The sequence below is a fragment of the Pseudomonas rustica genome, from assembly GCF_049959085.1.
GTDB classification, from domain to species: Bacteria; Pseudomonadota; Gammaproteobacteria; order Pseudomonadales; family Pseudomonadaceae; genus Aquipseudomonas; species Aquipseudomonas rustica.
Genome location: NZ_CP188200.1, coordinates 546,875 through 567,433, shown reverse-complemented (window position 1 = coordinate 567,433; position 20,559 = coordinate 546,875). Strand labels below are relative to the sequence as shown.

15 protein-coding genes are annotated in these 20,559 nt (G+C 59.1%); 9 read left to right on the top strand and 6 right to left on the bottom strand.

The genetic code is table 11. From position 1 onward, the window contains the following. Positions 1-461: 461 nt before the first annotated feature. The 6 genes from ACP3TY_RS02755 to cmoB all read left to right on the top strand — a co-directional run bounded on the left by ACP3TY_RS02755 (position 462) and on the right by cmoB (position 7,446). Positions 462-827: a DUF6124 family protein gene (locus ACP3TY_RS02755; protein WP_426619199.1), complete on the top strand. Its 366-nt coding sequence runs from the start codon at positions 462-464 to the stop codon at positions 825-827. Between the two features lie 1,018 nt (positions 828-1,845). Further along, positions 1,846-4,263, top strand: coding sequence for an endopeptidase La (lon, locus tag ACP3TY_RS02750; RefSeq protein ID WP_282354601.1), 2,418 nt, complete (start codon positions 1,846-1,848; stop codon positions 4,261-4,263). 218 nt (positions 4,264-4,481) lie between these two features. Then, a complete protein-coding gene (locus ACP3TY_RS02745; RefSeq protein WP_053123491.1) occupies positions 4,482-4,874 on the top strand; it encodes a protease inhibitor I42 family protein in 393 nt (130 codons plus the stop codon). 2 nt (positions 4,875-4,876) lie between these two features. After that, complete coding sequence (locus ACP3TY_RS02740; RefSeq protein ID WP_400649443.1) at positions 4,877-5,515, top strand: lysoplasmalogenase; 639 nt, start codon at positions 4,877-4,879, stop codon at positions 5,513-5,515. A gap of 234 nt (positions 5,516-5,749) precedes the next feature. Next, a complete protein-coding gene (gene cmoA, locus ACP3TY_RS02735) occupies positions 5,750-6,493 on the top strand; it encodes a carboxy-S-adenosyl-L-methionine synthase CmoA (RefSeq protein WP_007916813.1) in 744 nt (247 codons plus the stop codon). Beyond that, positions 6,490-7,446, top strand: coding sequence for a tRNA 5-methoxyuridine(34)/uridine 5-oxyacetic acid(34) synthase CmoB (cmoB, locus tag ACP3TY_RS02730; protein WP_159813950.1), 957 nt, complete (start codon positions 6,490-6,492; stop codon positions 7,444-7,446). Before cmoA ends, cmoB begins: the two co-directional genes overlap by 4 nt. A gap of 574 nt (positions 7,447-8,020) precedes the next feature. Here cmoB and tadA read toward each other — a convergent pair. Together tadA and ACP3TY_RS02720 are read right to left on the bottom strand one after the other, a co-directional pair. Continuing rightward, positions 8,021-8,521, bottom strand: coding sequence for a tRNA adenosine(34) deaminase TadA (tadA, locus tag ACP3TY_RS02725; RefSeq protein WP_053123497.1), 501 nt, complete (start codon positions 8,519-8,521; stop codon positions 8,021-8,023). Further along, positions 8,521-9,897, bottom strand: coding sequence for a multicopper oxidase family protein (locus ACP3TY_RS02720; RefSeq protein ID WP_426619198.1), 1,377 nt, complete (start codon positions 9,895-9,897; stop codon positions 8,521-8,523). The genes tadA and ACP3TY_RS02720 overlap by 1 nt, the downstream gene beginning before the upstream one ends. Before the next feature lie 254 nt (positions 9,898-10,151). On the opposite strand from ACP3TY_RS02720, the gene ACP3TY_RS02715 reads away from it, so the two are divergent. Continuing rightward, positions 10,152-13,127: a membrane-targeted effector domain-containing toxin gene (locus tag ACP3TY_RS02715; protein ID WP_426619197.1), complete on the top strand. Its 2,976-nt coding sequence runs from the start codon at positions 10,152-10,154 to the stop codon at positions 13,125-13,127. Positions 13,128-13,196: 69 nt separating this feature from the next. Here ACP3TY_RS02715 and guaA read toward each other — a convergent pair whose 3' ends face one another. The 4 genes from guaA to ACP3TY_RS02695 all read right to left on the bottom strand — a co-directional run bounded on the left by guaA (position 13,197) and on the right by ACP3TY_RS02695 (position 18,058). Continuing rightward, complete coding sequence (gene guaA, locus ACP3TY_RS02710; RefSeq protein WP_212545604.1) at positions 13,197-14,774, bottom strand: glutamine-hydrolyzing GMP synthase; 1,578 nt, start codon at positions 14,772-14,774, stop codon at positions 13,197-13,199. A gap of 125 nt (positions 14,775-14,899) precedes the next feature. After that, the gene (gene guaB, locus ACP3TY_RS02705; protein ID WP_053123503.1) at positions 14,900-16,369 is read right to left on the bottom strand and encodes an IMP dehydrogenase; all 1,470 of its coding nucleotides are present in this window, start codon (positions 16,367-16,369) and stop codon (positions 14,900-14,902) included. Between the two features lie 207 nt (positions 16,370-16,576). Further along, a complete protein-coding gene (locus ACP3TY_RS02700) occupies positions 16,577-17,125 on the bottom strand; it encodes a sugar ABC transporter ATPase (RefSeq protein WP_401243146.1) in 549 nt (182 codons plus the stop codon). 165 nt (positions 17,126-17,290) lie between these two features. Next, on the bottom strand, positions 17,291-18,058 hold the full coding sequence (locus ACP3TY_RS02695) for a sulfite exporter TauE/SafE family protein (protein ID WP_426619196.1): 768 nt from the start codon (positions 18,056-18,058) through the stop codon (positions 17,291-17,293). Between the two features lie 100 nt (positions 18,059-18,158). Here ACP3TY_RS02695 and ACP3TY_RS02690 point away from each other — a divergent pair, with 100 nt between their 5' ends. Together ACP3TY_RS02690 and xseA are read left to right on the top strand one after the other, a co-directional pair. Next, on the top strand, positions 18,159-19,046 hold the full coding sequence (locus tag ACP3TY_RS02690) for a LysR family transcriptional regulator (protein WP_426619195.1): 888 nt from the start codon (positions 18,159-18,161) through the stop codon (positions 19,044-19,046). Between the two features lie 130 nt (positions 19,047-19,176). Next, entirely contained in the window at positions 19,177-20,556 is a 1,380-nt protein-coding gene (gene xseA / locus ACP3TY_RS02685; RefSeq protein ID WP_426619194.1) for an exodeoxyribonuclease VII large subunit, read from the top strand. Positions 20,557-20,559: the final 3 nt, after the last annotated feature.

The following is a 20,559-nucleotide window of genomic DNA, read 5'->3' as shown; positions in this document are numbered from 1 at the left end:
CACATATCCATGTAGGAGCTGCCGAAGGCTGCGATCTGTTGACTTTGATTTTTAAAAGCCAGATCAAAAGATCGCAGCCTTCGGCAGCTCCTACAGGGTGGAATGGGTTGGCTGTGGGAAATTTGCTCGTCCTACAAATGCTGCTGATTGAACGGAGTTTTTCCCACAAGTCGCGTCGGTTGTGCCTCGGAAGTGGGGTGGATAGGCTCTGAGGGTCGCTGCAAATTCAGCGAACGGGCGTCGCGGCCCGAGCAGTTCATTCGATTTGATGCATAATCGCCGACCCAAACGGGAGCGCTCAGGTGCTTGTTGTTTGGTTTGATGGTGGCTGTGCGCGGGATACCTTCGGGTATGCCGAGATTGCCGAATGGCTCGGTCCGCGAACCTGCGTACAGCTGCCACCCTTTGTCGCGTCGCGGCGATTGAGAGTGACAGCCCCACTCATCATTCGGAGCTTCACCATGATCAAACCAACACCCAATCCGCCCGCAGCGGACGACACCACCCCCTACGAATTCCCCGGCTCAAAAAGATTCCACGACGCCGCCGAACGCGCCCTCGACCACTACCTCAAACCCAACGCACTCACCCTGCGCTTCCACAAACCCAGCACCATGTTCCAGGTCGCCCCCAATCAGGACAACGAAAGCCTGCTGGTCCACGCCTGCGAATCCCTGGCCCAAGCCAGCCTCATGACCAGCGACATCGCCGCCTACATCGAACTGCCGCAGCGACGCACGATTCTGGCGATCCAGCAAATCATCATGCTCGCCGAACTCGCGGTGAACCGCGCACTGGATAACCACGAAATCCCCACCCAAAACTGACACCGACCTGTAGGAGCTGCCGAAGGCTGCGATCTGTTGATCTGGATTTTAAAATCAAAAGATCGCAGCCTTCGGCAGCTCCTACATGTGAATCCAGTCCAACCGCCAGAACAGGTCGGCTGTCAGGCCGCCTTCGCGAGCAAGCTTTGCTCCTACAAGCCAGATCAAAAGATCGCAGCCTTCGGCAGCTCCTACATGTGAATCCAGTTCATCCGCCAGAACCAGGTCGGCTGTCAGGCCGCCATCGCGAGCAAGCTTTGCTCCTACAAGCCAGATCAAAAGATCGCAGCCTTCGGCAGCTCCTACATGTGAATCGAGTTCATCCGCCAGAACCAGGTCGGCTGGCAGGCCGCCATCGCGAGCAAGCTTTACTCCTACAAAAGCAAGATCAAAAGATCGCAGCCTTCGGCAGCTCCTACCGTTGAATCCAGTTCATCCGCCAGAACAGGTCGGCTGTCAGGCCGCCATCGCTGGCAAGCCAGCTCACAGGAATTGAGTTCACCCAATAAATTTTCGCATCGCGCCCGCTCTTCACCACTCAACACGATGAGCGCAAGCTCGGGTGAAGCTTTTGATCTTGATCCACGAGCGACATCGGAAGGCTGAGTGGAGGGATTGATCCGGGGGTGGGAGCGCAGCGACCGTTTGGCGCAGCCAAACACATCGAGAGGAGGTGCAGCGAAGCAAACCGTAGGCGATGCCCCCCGGATCAATCCCGCAGCGAAGGAACCCCGAGCCCCAGCGAGCGGGCCGCACGTAGGAGCAAGCGTTTTTTTGCTTACTTTTTTGAGGCGGTTGTCAAAAAAGTGAGTCGCCGTCAGGGCGAAACCCTAAGCAGCCGTTACCGCAGCAACGGATATACACCCAAACCCCAAGAACATGGCCGGCCCAAAGGCCGCCAAGCCCAAAGCGTGCCCCCTGTCAAAACCCTGAACACACAAGCAGAAACATCGCCCCCCATTGAAACCACCCAAAGCCTGCCCCATCTAAGACCCATACCCCATTGCGCAGGTGCCCCATGAGCGACCAGCAAGAATTCCCCGATCACCCCGACGACTACACCGAAGACGACCACATCGAACACACCTCCTCCGGCAAAGGCCTCGCCCTGCCAGGCCAAAACCTGCCGGACAAGGTCTACATCATCCCGATCCACAACCGCCCGTTCTTCCCGGCCCAAGTCCTGCCGGTCATCGTCAACGAAGAACCCTGGGCCGAAACCCTCGACCTGGTCAGCAAATCCGACCACCACTCCCTGGCCCTGTTCTTCATGGACACGCCCCAGGAAGACCCGCGCCACTTCAACACCGGCGCCCTTCCCGAATACGGCACGCTGGTCAAAGTCCATCACGCCAGCCGCGAGAACGGCAAACTGCAATTCGTCGCCCAGGGCCTGAGCCGCGTACGCATCAAAACCTGGCTCAAACACCACCGCCCACCGTACCTGGTCGAAGTCGAATACCCGCACCAGCCGACCGAGCCGACCGATGAGGTCAAGGCCTACGGCATGGCGCTGATCAACGCGATCAAGGAACTGCTGCCGCTCAACCCGCTGTACAGCGAAGAGCTGAAAAACTACCTCAACCGCTTCAGCCCCAACGACCCGTCGCCGCTGACCGACTTCGCCGCCGCGCTGACCTCCGCCACCGGCCCCGAGCTGCAAGAAGTGCTCGACTGCGTGCCGATGCTCAAGCGCATGGAAAAAGTCCTGCCGATGCTGCGCAAGGAAGTCGAAGTCGCGCGCCTGCAAAAAGAGATCTCGGCGGAAGTTAACCGCAAGATCGGCGAGCATCAGCGCGAGTTCTTCCTCAAGGAACAACTCAAGGTCATCCAGCAGGAACTCGGCCTGACCAAAGACGACCGCAGCGCCGACCTCGAACAGTTCGAACAACGCCTCGAAGGCAAAGTCCTCCCCGCGCAGGTGCAGAAACGCCTCGAAGAGGAAATGAACAAACTGTCGATCCTCGAAACCGGCTCGCCGGAGTACGCGGTCACCCGCAACTACCTCGACTGGGCGACCTCGGTGCCGTGGGGCGTGTATGGCGAGGACAAACTCGACCTCAAGCACGCGCGTAAAGTGCTCGACAAACACCACGCCGGCCTCGACGACATCAAGGATCGCATCCTCGAATTCCTCGCCGTCGGTGCTTATAAAGGTGAAATCAGCGGCTCCATCGTGCTGCTGGTCGGCCCGCCGGGCGTGGGTAAAACCAGCGTCGGCAAATCCATCGCCGAATCCCTTGGCCGACCGTTCTACCGCTTCAGCCTCGGCGGCATGCGCGACGAAGCCGAGATCAAGGGCCATCGCCGCACCTACATCGGCGCGCAGCCGGGCAAACTGGTGCAGGCGTTGAAAGACGTCGAAGTGATGAACCCGGTGATCATGCTCGACGAGATCGACAAGATGGGCCAGAGCTACCAGGGCGACCCGGCCTCGGCGCTGCTGGAAACCCTTGACCCGGAACAGAACGTCGAATTCCTCGACCACTACCTCGACCTGCGCATGGACTTGTCGAAAGTCCTGTTCGTCTGCACCGCCAACACCCTCGATTCGATCCCCGGCCCGTTGCTGGACCGGATGGAAGTGATTCGCCTGTCTGGCTACATCACTGAAGAAAAAGTCGCCATCGCCAAGCGTCACCTGTGGCCGAAATTGCTGGAAAAGGCCGGTGTGTCCAAGGGCAGCCTGAGCATCAGCGACAGCGCGCTCAAGTCCCTGATCGACGGTTACGCCCGTGAAGCCGGCGTGCGCCAGCTGGAAAAACAGATGGGCAAACTGGTACGCAAAGCGGTGATGAAGCTGATCGACGACCCGAAAGCGGTGATCAAACTCGGGCCGAAAGATTTGGAAGCGTCACTGGGTCATCCAGTGTTCCGCAACGAACAGGTGCTGTCCGGCACCGGTGTGATTACCGGTCTGGCGTGGACCAGCATGGGCGGCGCGACGTTGCCGATCGAAGCGACGCGCATTCACACGCTCAATCGCGGTTTCAAACTCACCGGGCAACTCGGTGATGTGATGAAAGAATCGGCAGAGATCGCCTACAGCTACGTCAGCTCGCACCTGAAACAGTTCGGCGGCGATGCGAAGTTCTTTGACGAAGCCTTCGTCCACCTGCATGTGCCCGAAGGCGCCACCCCGAAAGACGGCCCAAGCGCCGGCGTGACCATGGCCAGCGCCCTGCTCTCGCTCGCACGTAATCAGCCGCCGAAAAAAGGCGTAGCCATGACCGGCGAACTGACGTTGACCGGGCATGTACTGCCGATTGGCGGGGTGCGCGAGAAGGTGATTGCGGCGCGGCGGCAGAAGATTTTCGAGTTGATTTTGCCCGAGCCGAACCGGGGTAATTTTGAGGAATTGCCGGATTATCTGAAAGAAGGGATTACCGTGCATTTCGCGAAGAAATTTGCCGATGTGGCGAAGATCTTGTTCTGACAGTCCTGCGGTGACATGACTACCGCTATCGCGAGCAGGCTCACTCCTACAGGGTTCTATGGTGAACAGTTGATTTGTGAACGCCACAACTCACTGTAGGAGTGAGCCTGCTCGCGAAGGCGTCAGCTCTGACAACACTGGATTCCCAGACTGTCACACTTTGTCTCATCTTCAGTTATGCTCGCCGTTCGTCGTGAACGCCCGGAGCCGCTGACCTTATGTCCCCCACTCGCCTGTTTGTCCCCCTCGCCCTCTCGTTGTTGGCCGCTTGCGCCAGCCAACCGAAACAGAACGTGACCGTGGAAAAACAAAGCGAATGCCCGGTGCAACTCACTAACGGGCAAAACCTGATCATCACCCTGCCAAGCAATCCAACCACCGGCTACCGCTGGGCCATTCAGGATTCCGCCGGTGGCGTGCTGCGCGCACTCAGCCCTGAGGTTTACAGCAATCCGGAAGATGCCGGCGTGGTCGGTGCCGCCGGAATTTCGACCTGGCGCTTCCAGGCGTTTGCGCCCGGCACCGGGCGTCTGCGTTTGACCTCGCAACAGCCGTGGGCGCCGGAAGTGCTGCCGGTGGAAACCTTTGATTGCGCGATTTCGGTGAACTGATCGTGGGTTGGTTGATTCTGGCGCTGATGGGCGCGGTGACGTTTCTTTATGGTTTGAGCACCCACGCGGCGCTCCTGTGTTTGTTGGTCAAACCACTGCCAGTGCTGGCGCTGCTCGGCTGGCTGCATGACGCGCCGCCCAGCGACTATCGGCGCTGGATCAGTCTGGGGCTGATTTTCTCGTTGCTCGGTGATGTGCTGCTGGCGTGGCCGGGGGATTTGTTCGTGTTTGGCCTTGGCGCGTTTCTGGTCGCGCATCTGGCGTATCTGAAGGCTTATCTGAGTGACTGCAAGCGTCTGGCGATGCTGCCGCTGGTGCTTGCCCTCGGTGTTGGCGCGGTGCTGTTGGGAATGCTGATTTCCAGCGGGCTCGGGCCATTGCTGGTGCCGGTGATTGTCTATGGCACGGCAATCAGCGCGATGCTCTGGCGCGCACTTGCCCGACTCGGCACCGATGTGCCGAAACGTTCGGCGTTGCTCGCGGCCGGCGGTGCGCTGGCGTTTGTATTCTCCGACAGCGTGATTGGCATCGATCGTTTCGTATCGCCATTTCACGCTGCGCCATACGTCATCATCCTCAGCTACTGGCTCGGCCAGTGGGGCATCGCCGCCTCGGCGTTCTCCCAGACCAAACGGATCTGATCATTCCCACGCTCCGCGTGGGAATGCATCCTGTGACGCTCTGCGTCACTTGCGCAGGGACGCAGAGCGTCCGGGGCGGCATTCCCACGCAGAGCGTGGGAATGATCAGCCGATCTCTGCAGGAGCTGCCGCAGGCTGCGATCTTTTGATTTACCGCTTTATCAGACAACCCAAGCATCCCCGCGCCCTTTTGGCTAAAATGCCGGCCTTTCCATTTACACCGCCGGAACCGCCGTGAGCAAAGAACCCGATCGCATTTTCGCCAAGCCTCTGGCCCAGGTACCCGACTTCGCCTTCAACGAAGACGTGGTGCGGGTGTTCCCGGACATGATCAAGCGCTCGGTGCCGGGTTACCCGACCATCGTCGAAAACCTTGGCGTACTCGCGGCGCAATTCGCTCAGCCGAACAGCGTGCTCTACGACCTCGGCTCATCGCTGGGTGCGGTCACTCAAGCCCTGCGCCGCCACGTGCGCACCGACGGTTGCCGGGTGATCGCGGTGGATAACTCTGCCGCGATGGTCGAACGCTGCCGCGAATACCTCAACGGTCAGGACTCGATGTTTCAGGAGTTGCTGCCGGTCGAAGTGATCGAAGGCGACATTCTCGCCCTCGACTTCCAGCCCGCCTCGGTCGTGGCGCTGAACTTCACCCTGCAATTCATCGCCCCCGATCAGCGCACCGCGTTGCTATCGCGCATCCGCCAATCGTTGCTGCCGGGCGGCGCGCTGATCCTCTCGGAGAAGCTGCGCTTCAATGATGCCGAAGAGCACGCGCTGCTCACCGATCTGCACGTCGCCTTCAAACGCGCCAACGGTTACAGCGAACTGGAAATCGCCCAGAAGCGCAGCGCCATCGAAAACGTCATGAAGCCCGACAGCCTCGAAGAACACCGCGAGCGCCTGTTGGCGGCCGGGTTCTCGAAAGTCGTGCCTTGGTTCCAGTGTCTTAACTTTGCCTCGTTGATTGCCTTGCCATGATTGATCTGTCCCCCCTCGCCCGCCGTCTGGCAGGCACGCCGCTGGCCGAATGGGCCAACACCCTGCAAGCTCAACTCGACAAGAAAATGGAGAAAGGCCACGGCGACCTGGAGCGCTGGCAAAGTGCGCTGGACGCCTTGCCGAAGATCCAGCCAAGCGAAATCGATCTGCTCAACGGCCTGAAGCTCGACACCGATTGCGACGATGAAACCCGCGCGCAGATGCGTACTGCGTTGATGGGACTGTCGCCGTGGCGCAAAGGGCCGTTCGATCTGTTCGGCGTGCACGTCGACACCGAATGGCGTTCGGACTGGAAGTGGTCGCGTGTCGCCCCGCATCTGGATCTGAAAGGCAAACGCATCCTCGATGTCGGCTGCGGCAACGGCTACTACATGTGGCGCATGCTCGGCGCCGGCGCCAACAGCGTGATTGGCGTTGATCCGAACTGGCTGTTCTTTTGCCAGTTCCAAGCGGTGCAACGTTATCTGTCCGAGCCGAATGCCTGGCACCTGCCCTTCCCGTTCGAAGACCTGCCGGCGAATCTGGAAGGCTTCGACACGGTGTTTTCGATGGGCGTTTTTTATCACCGTCGCTCGCCCATCGAGCACTTGCTGGCGCTGAAGGATTGCCTGGTCAAGGGCGGTGAACTGGTGCTGGAAACGTTGGTGGTTGAAGGCGACAAGCATCAGGTGCTGGTGCCGGAAGACCGTTATGCGCAGATGCGTAACGTCTGGTTCCTGCCGTCGGTGCCGGCGTTGGAGTTGTGGTTGCGTCGTGCGGGGTTTACCGACATTCGTTGTGTGGATGTGAGCACCACGACTGTTGAAGAGCAGCGCGGTACCGAGTGGATGAAGTACCAGTCGTTGAGCGACTTCCTTGATCCCGAAGACCACAGCAAAACCATCGAAGGGTTGCCGGCGCCGATGCGTGCGGTGATTGTCGCCAAGAAGTAACGCAACCTCTCAAACACCGCGGTGAATTCACCCCTCACCCCAGCCCTCTCCCCAAGGAGAGGGAGCCGATCCTTGGGCTTTTCGAAACTTGAGTTCGACTCGATAACTCAGGTCGGCGGATCTCGACCATCCAACCCGGTCAGTCCCTCTCCCTCCAGGAGAGGGAGCCGATCTTTGGGCTTTTCGAAACTTGAGTTCGACTCGATAACTCAAGTCGGCGGATCTCGACCATCCAACCCGGTCAGTCCCTCTCCCTCCAGGAGAGGGAGCCGATCCTTGGGCTTTTCGAAACTTGAGTTCGACTCGAAAACTCAAGTCGGCGGATCTCGCCCATCCAACCCGGTCAGTCCCTCTCCCTCCAGGAGAGGGAGCCGATCCTTGGGCTTTTCGAAACTTGAGTTCGACTCGATAACTCAAGTCGGCGGATCTCGACCATCCAACCCGGTCAGTCCCTCTCACTCCAGGAGAGGGAGCCGATCCTTGGGCTTTTCAAAACTTGAGTTCGACTCGATAACTCAGGTCGGCGGATCTCGACCATTCAATCCGGTCAGTCCCCTCTCCCTCCGGGAGAGGGTTAGGGTGAGGGGCTTTTTGCTCTGCGGGCGCGGAAGAATTCAGTCAGCACCGCACCACACTCCTCCGCCAACACCCCGCCTTCATACAACACCCGGTGATTCAAAAAGCCCTGGGTAAAAAACTGCCCCTGACTCTGCACAATCCCGGCCTTCGGCTCCAGCGCGCCATACACCACCCGCGCCACCCGCGAATGCACGATCAACCCCGCGCACATGCTGCACGGCTCGAGCGTCACATACAGCGTACTGCCCGGCAGCCGATAGTTATCCACTGCCTGCGCCGCCGCGCGGATCGCGACCATTTCGGCATGCGCACTCGGGTCGCTGGCACTGATCGGGCAATTAAACCCACGCCCGATAATCTCGCCATCCTGCACCAACACCGCGCCCACCGGCACTTCGCCCAGCGCTGCACCTTGCGCCGCGAGCGCCAAGGCTTCACGCATGAAATCGCGATCACGGCTGCGGTCGATGATCGCCGCTGGGCGAATCTGGCGCATCACTTCACCTCGATGGCGGCCATCAGGCCGGTTTCCATGTGGTCGATCACGTGGCAGTGGAACATCCACACCCCCGGATTATCGGCCACCAGCGCCACTTGCGCGCGCTCGTTCTTGCCCAGCAGATAGGTGTCGGTGAAATACGGAATGACCTTGTGCCGGTTCGACGACAACACTTTAAAGCTCATACCGTGCAGGTGAATCGGGTGCTGGTACTGGGTCATGTTTTTCAGTTCGAAAATATAGCTCTGCCCCAGCTTCAAACTGGCGATCGGCCGATCAGCGCAAGTCTTGTCGGTGATGTCCCAAGCCTTGCCGTTGATCTGCCACAGGCTCGGCGGCCGCCCGTTGTCGACATCGACCGACACCGAACCGACCCATTCGAAATTGAAGTTGAGTTTCTCGGCATTCGCCAGATCCGGCTCGGCCACCGGGTTGGCCGGCAAGGTTTTCGGCCAGTCGGTCGGCGCGTCGGTATTGGCCACCGAACGCAATGTGCCCAAACGCACCGGGCCATTACGCAACGACAACTCTTCGCCCGCCGCCGGTGCCTTGATCGCCAGACAAATGCGCATGCCCGGGCCCAGCCAATATTCCTTGCCCAATGGCCGTGGCTCGACCGGGTTGCCGTCCAGCGCATAAATTTTCGCTTCGACGCCGGGAATATTGATGCGATACGTGAGGGTGTTATCCAGATTGAGCAGCCGCACCCGAGTGATCTGCCCCGCCGGCAATTCAATCACCGGGGTCGGCACACCATTGATCGTCGACAAACGCCCTGCCGTACCGCCCCGCGCCGCTTCGCGCGGAATACTGAACTCGACGAAATTGCCTACGTCATCAATGTGCCAATTCTTCAGGCTCAAGGTCTTTTCGTAGACGAAACCGGTCGGCTCGCGCTCTTCAATGATCAGCGGCCCGACCAACCCGCGCCCAAGTTCTTCGCTGCTGCTGACGTGTGGGTGATACCAATAGCTGCCGGCATCAGGAACACGGAATTTGTAATCAAAGTATTCGCCCGGCAACACCGGCAGTTGCGAAACATAAGGCACGCCATCCATTTCCAGCGGCAGGCGGATGCCGTGCCAGTGAATGGTGGTCGCCACCGGCAAATGGTTGATGAAGCGCACCCGCAGCCATTCACCCTGACGCACACGCAATTCGGTACCCGGCGCCGACGGGCCGAACGCCCAGGCTTCGGTCTTGTGCCCTGGCACCAGTTCAACGTCCAGTGGCGCGGCGATCAGCTCGTAATCGTGACCCGCCTCAGCGTCGGCCATCTTGCCCAGCCAGTAACGCGACGCGCCCCCTGCGCCGACGCCAACGACAACTAGACCGGCCAGGCCACCGAGGATTTGGCGACGGGTAAAGGACATGAACTCAACTACCTCACGTATCAGCGACAGGCCCGGGGGCCCGTTAAAAGGCGAATACGATACACCCGCAACTGCGAAACAGTAAGGCCGGCGTGGCAATGCGACACAGGTTCGCCATGTCTGCGGGACACTTTCGTACAGATCGCGTCCCTGCTTCCTTCACGCTCAGATGGCCTCAGCCCTACAGATTCGCGCCGCTGGAAAAGCCATAGTGACGATCAGTTTCCCCCCACCCATTTCTCAAGGAGCGAGAAGTGAACATTTCTGTAATCCTGCCCCCGTCACTACTGCCGAACCCGGCGGATGAACAGTCTCTGCAAGCGCTGGTGCTGCCGTTTACCGAGGCTTGTCCCGACTTGCACGACATGGCCCACGAAGCGGCCCAGGGCATTCTCGACAAGTACGGTATCAAAGACATCGATCCCGAAAATGTCTGGTGGCACCGCTTCAACAACACCTCGGTCAGCAGCGACAAAGCCTTTCTGGGCTGGGAGCACTACCCAAAGCCGTCGGAATCCTTGACGCTGACGGAGCTTCTGGTCAAACGTTTCCACGCCCACGATCAGGACAATGCCGACCTCCTCGACGGCTACGGCGGCTTTTACAGCGAAGGCGCAGACGCATCGGTCTTCAACGAGACCAACGAAGTTCGCCTGCGCCCCAGCGAAGTGCTGAAAGACCTTTGGGCGATCAACTTCAGCGAACTCTATCGAACGAAAATGCAGCAGTTCTGGACGCTGCACGCCGGCGATTTCCGCACGTTGGCCAAACTGAATTTCCTCGCCAAGGCCCTCGACGAACACGACGGCGAACGGCTGAACAATGAAAACCTCAAAACATTGATCAAGGCTGTGGCGAGCGATATCACCTGGCCGGTTTCGCTGGCATTTCTGCAACGCGAAACGCCCGTTGCTGACGGACTGCGAGTGAGCGCCCTGAACATCGGCGGCTACAGCGCCACGGATATTTTGTGCATCGCTGACAGCAATGGCGTGCAGATTCTCTACACCCCCGGTGAGCTCGACTGCTTCCATGTGCTCGCCACTGAGTCCGATCTGCATTGGTGGTTGTTGATGCAAAACAATCATGCGGAGAATCGCGCACGCTTCATGGCGCATTTCCCCTTGGCCGCCCAACAGCAGGATGACGGCAATATCGGTCTGAATGCCATGATCGACTTGCTGTACTCCACTTGGGGCAAAAACGATCACCACCTGATCAATCAGAACACCACCGCAATCACAGGTGACGCGTTCAGTTGGCTACGCGACTCGGTCAAGGCGCGCATGCACAGCGATGCTGACCTTTCGCTGCATTCCAATGGTGAGCTGCGCAAGAAGATGTGGATCGGCTACCTGAACGCCTTTCTCCGGGTTTTCGGCTCCATGGCCGCCGTGGGCTGGCCCGTTGCGCTGGCAGTGGTCGGTGCGGGACTGGCCGACATGGGCATGAACATCGATCAAGCCATCAACGGCACCAGCAAGGCAGATCGCAAGGCCGGGGTGATCGGAGCGATCGCCAGCGGCATCGATGTGCTGTTCAACCTGTCGTACCTGCGTGGAGCAGCAGAAGTCGCGGAAGTTGGCGAAGCGAGCGAAATGTTTAGCGTTCAGGACGAGTTTACCGAACCCCTTATCGACGAATCGACTGCAGATATTGCAGATGTCCCGCCAATTGCGCGTTATGCCCCTGGCCCCGCTTATGGGCAACAAGGCACAGACTTACTGGAGTCTTTCGAGACCAATGAAGTGCTGGACGGATTATCGCCTGTCTCGCAAGAAGGCCAGTATCAAGGGATCTTTCAACCACCGGGTGGTGGGCACTACGTACTGATCAACGACAGTTATTACCTGGTTCGCTTCATCAAAGAGCTCAAGGGCTGGGCGATCATTGATCCAGCAAATCCTCACTCGTTCTATCGCAGTTTGCCGATTCGTCTGGATGAGGCTGGGGAATGGCAACCGATCAATCGTCCGGGCCTGATGGGCGGCGGCAAGTGCATCGGGCTGTGGCCATGGGGTCGCGCTCGCACACCGCTTCCGGACGTGGACAGTCCGCCGACCGCCTACGACATTCCACCCGCTTCATGCGATGCGCTGAACGAACTCGCTCAAGGCCGGGGTACCAAATACGAGCTCAAAGATTACATGGCCTCCCTGCCAAAAACCGACGGGAGTAATCCGCACGCTGAGTTCAAGGCGTTACGCCAGACGCTATATCGCGATGCCAATGCCTTTCTGGAGTCCCACACGCTGCCAGCGCGCCCGGAAATCCCTGAATTGCCTGCGAAACTCGCGCCGAAAGAGATCATCAAGAAGCTGTATAAATCGGCGTCCGGGCTGGTCATTGGCGAAAATCACTCCAGTGTCGGCAGCAAACAGTTTCTGATCGACAACATGGCGGCACTCAGTAAACAGAAGGTCAAAACCCTGTATCTGGAGCATGTGCTGACAGACTTCCATCAAGCCGATCTGGATGTTTTCAATCGCACCGGGAAGATGTCGGAGACGCTGGAAACCTACCTGAAGACTATGGACGGGGGATTCAAAACCGACACCAGCGGCCAGTACACCTTCCTCGAACTGGCCAAAGCGGCGCAAAAAAATCATATCCGTGTCCAGTCGATCGATTGCCTGGCCAGCTATAGAAGCACCGGCATGAGCGGTGTCGACAAAAGCACTTTCCGCCAGAAGATGATGAATTACTTTTCGCATGAGGTGATCACGGCGGATCAGAACGCTCGTGGCGCCCATCGCTGGATCGCGCTGGTAGGCGACAGCCATGCCAATACCTGGGAAGGCGTACCGGGTTTAAGCGAACTGGAAGGCGGCATCGGCCTGCGTATAGAAAGCACCCCGGCCGGAACTGCCCGAGGCATAGAGCCGGATCCCGGGCGCATTCCGACCGACGAGTTTGCCCGCCCGTTATCGCCCGTCAAAAGCGACCTGCGCCTGCAAATCGACACCCCCGCCAGCGTTGCCTTGGCCGACTCACTGGAAAAAACACTGATCAATCCAGGTGATTGCACGGTGATGAACATCGACGACGTCGCCACGCTGATTCATCGCAGCAGCGATGGCAACATCGTACGAACGCCGATCCTCAACAAGGGCGGGTTCTATTACGTTGAACGGCCGAACTGGCCCATCAGCGGCCGACGTTACCCCAACCTTGCCGAACTCTCGGCTGCGTTGCGGATCATGGGGTTCAAACCGATAAAAATCAGCTGACGTAAAAAAGCCCCGTGAACTCGCGTTCACGGGGCTTTTCGGGGTTAACGCCGATCAATCAGACCGGGATTATTCCCACTCAATCGTCGCAGGCGGCTTGCTCGACACGTCATAAGTAACGCGCGAAATGCCTTCGATTTCATTGATGATGCGGCCGGAGACGGTTTCCAGCAGTTCGTAAGGCAGGTGCGCCCAACGCGCGGTCATGAAGTCGATGGTTTCTACGGCACGCAGGGCAACCACCCAAGCGTAACGACGGCCATCACCAACAACACCAACCGATTTCACTGGCTGGAACACGACAAAGGCTTGGCTGACTTTGTGGTACCAGTCGGCTTTGCGCAGTTCTTCGATGAAAATGTGGTCGGCACGACGCAGCAGGTCGGCGTATTCCTTTTTCACTTCACCGAGGATACGTACGCCCAGACCCGGGCCCGGGAACGGGTGACGGTAGACCATGTCGTACGGCAGGCCGAGTTCCAGGCCCAGACGACGGACTTCGTCCTTGAACAGCTCGCGCAGTGGCTCGACCAGTTTCAGGTTCATCTCTTCCGGCAGGCCGCCCACGTTGTGGTGCGACTTGATCACGTGGGCCTTGCCGCTTTTCGCGCCAGCCGACTCGATCACGTCCGGGTAGATGGTGCCCTGAGCGAGGTACTTGATGTTGTCCAGTTTGTTCGACTGGGCATCGAATACGTCGATGAAGGTGCGACCGATGATTTTGCGCTTCTTCTCTGGATCGGCTTCGCCGGCCAGGTTGTTCAGGAACTGCTCTTCAGCGTTGGCGCGGATTACCTTGACGCCCATGTTCTCGGCGAACATGGCCATCACTTGCTCGCCTTCGTGCAGACGCAGCAGGCCGTTGTCGACGAAGACGCAGGTCAGTTGGTCGCCGATGGCTTTGTGCAGCAGCGCGGCAACCACCGAGGAGTCAACGCCGCCGGACAGACCCAGCAGCACGTTGTCGGTGCCGACTTGTGCGCGGATGTTGGCGATGGCGTCTTCAGCGATTTTCGACGGCGTCCACAGGGCTTCACAGCCGCAGATGTCGAGCACGAAGCGCGACAGGATGCGACCGCCCTGCTTGGTGTGGGTCACTTCCGGGTGGAACTGCACGCCGTAGTAGCCACGGTCGTCGTTGAACATACCGGCGATCGGGCAGCTCGGGGTGCTGGCGAGGACGTGGAAGTCTTCCGGCATCTTGGTGACTTTGTCACCGTGGCTCATCCAGACGTCGAGGCCGAACAGGCCATCAGCGTCGATGTGGTCTTCGATGCCGTCGAGCAGGCGGCTCTTGCCGACTACGTCAACACGGGCGTAACCGAACTCACGCAGCTCGGAACCTTCAACCTTGCCGCCCAGTTGCTCGGCCATGGTCTGCATGCCGTAGCAGATACCGAAAACCGGTACGCCCAGATCGAACACTGCCTGTGGGCAGCGCGGGCTGTCGGCGACGTGCACGGACTCGGGGCCGCCGGCGAGGATGACGCCTTTAGGAGCGAATTCGCGGATCGCATCTTCGTCCATGTCGAACGGGTGCAGTTCGCAGTACACACCGATCTCGCGCACGCGGCGGGCGATCAGTTGGGTGTATTGCGAACCGAAGTCGAGGATCAGGATGCGGTGAGCGTGAATATCGAGGGCCATGGTAGAGCTCTGAAAAGCAGTTGCAAGCTTCAAGCTGCAAGCTGCAAGTTATCGGAAGCTGCGCGGTAGCTGCATGAATGCAGTACCGCTTGCAGCTTATAGCTTGTGGCTTATAGCTGTCGGCGTTAGCCGACCCGGTAGTTTGGCGCTTCTTTGGTGATCTGCACGTCGTGAACGTGGGATTCGGCCATGCCGGCGCCGGTGATCCGCACGAATTCAGGCTTGGTGCGCATTTCTTCGATGTCGGCGCTGCCGGTGTAACCCATCGAGGAACGCAGACCGCCCATCAGTTGGTGAATGATCGCGCTCAGGGTGCCTTTGTACGGCACACGGCCTTCGATGCCTTCCGGAACGAGTTTCTCGGCGCCTGCCGAGGAATCCTGGAAGTAACGGTCGGAAGAACCTTGAGCCTGGGACATGGCGCCCAGCGAACCCATGCCGCGATAAGCCTTGTACGAACGGCCCTGGAACAGTTCGATTTCGCCCGGCGCTTCTTCAGTACCGGCGAACATCGAGCCCATCATCACGCAGGAAGCACCGGCTACGATGGCCTTGGACAGGTCACCGGAGAAACGGATGCCGCCGTCGGCGATCAACGGAACGCCAGTGCCTTCAAGGGCAGCGGCGACGTTGGCGATGGCACTGATTTGCGGGACGCCGACACCGGCGACGATACGGGTGGTGCAGATCGAGCCAGGGCCGATACCGACCTTGACTGCGTCAGCGCCTGCTTCGGCCAGCGCCTTGGCAGCGGCGCCGGTGGCGATGTTGCCGCCGATCACCTGCACTTCAGGGAAATTCTGTTTAACCCAGCGAACGCGGTCGATCACGCCTTTGGAGTGACCGTGAGCGGTATCGACTACCACCACGTCCACACCGGCATTGACCAGCGCAGCGACGCGGTCACCGGTGTCTTTACCGGTACCGACAGCAGCGCCAACGCGCAGACGACCTTGATCGTCCTTGCTGGCCAGCGGGTAGGCTTTGGCTTTTTCGATGTCGTTGACGGTCATCATGCCTTTGAGGGCAAATTTGTCGTCGACGATCAGAACGCGTTCGATGCGGTTTTTGTGCAGCAACTCGCGAACGTCGTTCTTGTCCGCGCCTTCCTTGACCGTGACCAGACGCTCTTTAGGCGTCATCACTTCACGGACGGTGGCTTCCAGACGGTTTTCGAAACGCACGTCACGGGAAGTGACGATGCCGACCAGGTCGCCATCGTGCAGTACCGGAACGCCGGAAATGTTGTGCAGACGGGTCAGTTCGAACAGTTCACGCACCGTGGCATCAGCCTCGATGGTGATCGGATCCTTGACTACACCGGCTTCGTAACGCTTGACCTTGCGAACTTCGGCAGCTTGCTGCTCGATGGTCATGTTCTTGTGGATAATGCCGATGCCACCTTCCTGAGCCATGGCAATTGCCAGACGGGCTTCAGTAACGGTGTCCATTGCGGCAGAAACCAGAGGAATATTCAGCTCGATGCCACGGGTTAGGCGGGTCTTGAGACTGACTTCGTTAGGAAGCACCTCGGAATAACCAGGCACTAGGAGAATGTCGTCGAATGTCAGAGCTTCTTGGCTGATACGCAGCATCGCGGGGGCTCCCGAGCGGGAAAATGGAAGCGCGCCATTATAGTCAGACACCCCCTTCGGATCAACGTAAAACTCAGTCTAATTGATATACGGAAAACCCTGTTTTTTGTAGGAGCTGCCGGAGGCTGCGATCTTTTGACGTTGTCTGTTAATAACCAGATCAAAAGATCGCAGCCTTCGGCAGCTCCTACAGGGAATATTTGAGGGTCAGAGTTCTACTTTTACCCAGCTGACGGGGAGATCGAGCCAGTCGGCGAACTCGTCGAGGAAGCTTTGTTTGAAACCCGCCTCCAGCCAATTGTTGAAGATGAAGCCGAGGTTGGAAAACCCGCACTCCTGCAAATACAGAAAGCCGTTGATGTCGTCTTCGTGCCCGCATTCCGGGCAGGTGAAGTTATCGGTGCGCCCAGGCATCCAGTCTTCCAGGCTTTCGAACAGTGCCTCGCCGATCTCGCGACGGCATTCGGCACAACCGGCCTCTCCGAGAAACCCTTTGGCCGGGGTATAGATGCAGCGTTTGGTGACGATTTCCAGACCGTTGATTGGCTCACCGAACGGCAACGCCTGCGGGTGCAGCACCACAGCCCGCGCGCCATCGGCAATCGCGTAAGCCATGCGATTGCCAGTGCGGCCGCAGGTGCTCAGCTCTTCCTTGACGATGTTTTTGCGCACCAGCCAGCGCAAGATCGCCCGGGCCCGGGGTTCGTGCACCGGCAGGGTGGAGATTTTCGGGACGATGATGCTTTGCGAATTCATGGTGCAAGCCTGCTGCAGATACTGAAATTTACCTCTGTAGGAGTGAGCCTGCTCGCGATAGCGGTGGGTCAGACACATCAAGATCAACTGATACACCGCTATCGCGAGCAGGCTCACTCCTACAAAGGAATTGCGGCCGGCAGCTTAATCCCTGACAAAATCCGGTCAAGTGCTGAGATAGCGCCCGATCAACGCCAGTCCACTCGCCAGCACCAGCCACGTCACCAATCGCACAAACGCCTCGCGCGACAACTTCATGGTCAACCGCCGCCCGACCCACAACCCCAACGCCATGGCCGGCAACAGACACAGCGCCAACATCAACAAGGGTAGCTCGGCATACACTCCGGCGATGGCAAACAAGCTCAAACGCACCACCGTGCTGCAACTGATCAGCGCACTTTGCGTGGCTCGCGCCGCTTCCTTCGACAATCGGCTGTTCAAATAAATCGCATATAAAAAACCGCCGCTGCCAAACAGCGCACCAAATAACCCACCCACCGTGCCCATCGGCACCGCCCACCCTGCCGACATTTGCGTCGGCCGCGCTGTTACCCACAGGCTGTAAATCGCATAAGCGCTGATAAACAACCCCATCAACAGCAACAGCAGGTCGGATTTGAGGTTAAGCAGGAAAATCACCCCCAACGTACAACCGACCCCCATGCATGGCAGCAACCGCAACAGCTCCGGCTTAGCGACATCGCGCCGCGACGGCAGCAGATTGCCGAACGCCGCGACAAAATCCAGCAACACCAGCAGCGGCACGATCTTCGACAACGGCATGAACAGAATCAGAATCGGCCCCGCCACCAACGCCGTACCGAACCCGGCGATACCGAAGACGATATAAGCCAGCACGATGCCCAAGCCGATAATCACCCAGCCTTGCACGCCCCACGGCCACTCACTCAACAACCCCGCCACGCTCATTGATGCGCTTCCTTAATAAGCTTGAGATGACTTTAGCCAGCGCCAACGCTTGCGACTAATATCTTCAAAGTCGCCAAGTCATCTCGAAAAGGCATACCTGATGCTTTCCACCCGTCAATTGCGTTACTTCGTCGAAATCGCTGAATGCGGCAGTTTCAGTGCGGCGGCGGAGCGCTTGTTCATTGCCCAATCGGCGCTAAGCCGGCAGATCAAGACCATGGAGACACACCTGCAAACGCCGCTGTTCGAGCGCACAGCACGTCAGCCGCGACTCACGGCGGCGGGCGAAGCGTTTTTGCCGCGAGCGCGTAATCTGCTGATCGAACTGAACAAGGCCAGCGTCATGGCCACCGAAGTCGGTAACGGGCAACTCGGCACCCTGCGTTTGAGCCATTCCAGCACCGTGCCGATCAGTGGCCGTTTGCTCAGCGATATCGGCGCTTACCTACAGCAACAACCGGGCGTGTCGCTGGATATCGGCAAACTGTCTTCCGAGGCGCAATTGGAGGAATTGGCCGAAGGTCGCCTTGATGTCGGATTGCTGCGGTTGCCGGTTTTGCGCCAGCGCGAAGGTATTCAGATCGTGCCGCTGTTTAGTGAACGCCTGTTGTTGGCCGTACCGGCGAATCATCGACTGGCCACCTTGGATAAGGTGGAACTGGCACAGCTCAAGGACGAAGCCTTCATCTCCATTCCCCATCCTCAGCGCGGCGGCCTGAGCTATTTGTGCGCCGATCTGTGCATGCGCCAGGGTTTCTTCCCGAAAGCGGCGCGGGTGATGTCGCGCAAGACCACGCAGTTACAATTGATTCAGGGCGGATTCGGCATTGCCCTGCTGCCGGAATCAATGCAAGACATTGCACCGAGCGGCGTACTATTTCTGCCGCTGAGGAATCCCGACTGCCAAAGCACCGTCGCCCTCGCCTACCGCCAGAACCCCAGCCCCCTTATCCACCACTTCCTCCAGACCTTCACCACTCCCCTGTAGGAGCTGCCGAAGGCTGCGATCTTTTGACCTTGATCTCAAAAACCAGATCAAAAGATCGCAGCCTCGTTTCACTCGACAGCTCCTACGGGGATCGTGCAATGAGCGGGACAATGCCTTTAAACTGCGCCCAATGATTAAAGATCCCTTTGCAAGACTTGGCCTGGACCGTGAAGTCCTGACCGTCAGCCAGCTCAACGGCCGTGCGCGGGTGTTGCTCGAAGACGTGTTCAGCAACATCTGGGTCGAAGGCGAAATCTCCAACCTCGCCCGACCGGCGTCCGGGCACATCTACTTCACGCTCAAGGACAGTGGCGCGCAGGTGCGTTGCGCGCTGTTCCGGCAGAACGCCGCGCGCGTGCGCCAAGCGTTGAAGGATGGCCTGGCGGTGAAGGTGCGCGGCAAGGTTTCGCTGTTCGAAGGCCGTGGCGACTATCAGTTGATTCTCGACACCGTCGAGCCTGCCGGTGACGGCGCGCTGCGTCTGGCCTTCGATGCGCTGAAAGAAAAGCTCAGCGCCGAAGGCCTGTTCAGTGCCGAGCGCAAGGTGCCGTTGCCCGCGCATCCGCAGCGCATCGGCATTATCAGTTCGCCGACCGGCGCGGTGATTCGCGACATCATCAGCGTGTTCCGCCGTCGTGCGCCGCAGGTTCAGTTGACGCTGATTCCGACCGCCGTACAGGGCCGCGAAGCCACCGCACAAATTGTTCGTGCGCTGAAAATGGCCGATGCCCGTGGCTTCGATGCGCTGATCCTCGCCCGTGGCGGCGGCTCGCTGGAAGACCTCTGGTGTTTCAACGAAGAAGCCGTGGCCCGCGCCGTCGATGCTTGCGTGACGCCGATTGTCAGCGCTGTCGGCCATGAGACCGACGTGTCGATCAGTGACTTTGTTGCTGACGTGCGCGCACCAACGCCATCTGCGGCTGCCGAGTTGCTCGCTCCGGATTCCAGCCATTTGATTCGTCAGGTCGAAAGCCTGCATCGCCGTTTGGTGATGCGCATGCGTGACCGTTTGATGCGTGATCGTCTGCGCCTCGAAGGCATGGCGCGTCGCCTGCGTCATCCCGGCGAACGTCTGCGCCAGCAAGCGCAACGTCTGGACGATCTGGACATGCGCATGCGTCGGGCGTTCGAGCGCAGCCTCAATACTCGCCGTGAACGGCTGATTCGTCTGGAAACCCGTCTCGCCGGACAACATCCGGGCCGCCAGTTGGCGATGTTGCGCCAGCGCCTCGACAGCCTCGCCGAACGTCTGCCCCGTGCCATGCGTGAAGGCTTGAAAAACCGTCGCCTGCAATTGCACAGCCATATGCAGACGCTGCACGTGGTCAGTCCGCTGGCGACCCTCGGTCGTGGTTACAGCATTCTGCTCGATGAGCGCGGCCATGCGATTCGTAACGCCGCGCAGACCCACACCGGCCAGCGTCTGAAAGCCAAACTCGGCGAAGGCGAACTGCAAGTGCGCGTCGAGGACAATCACCTGACGCCTGTCACCCTTTCTTTACTGGACTGATCC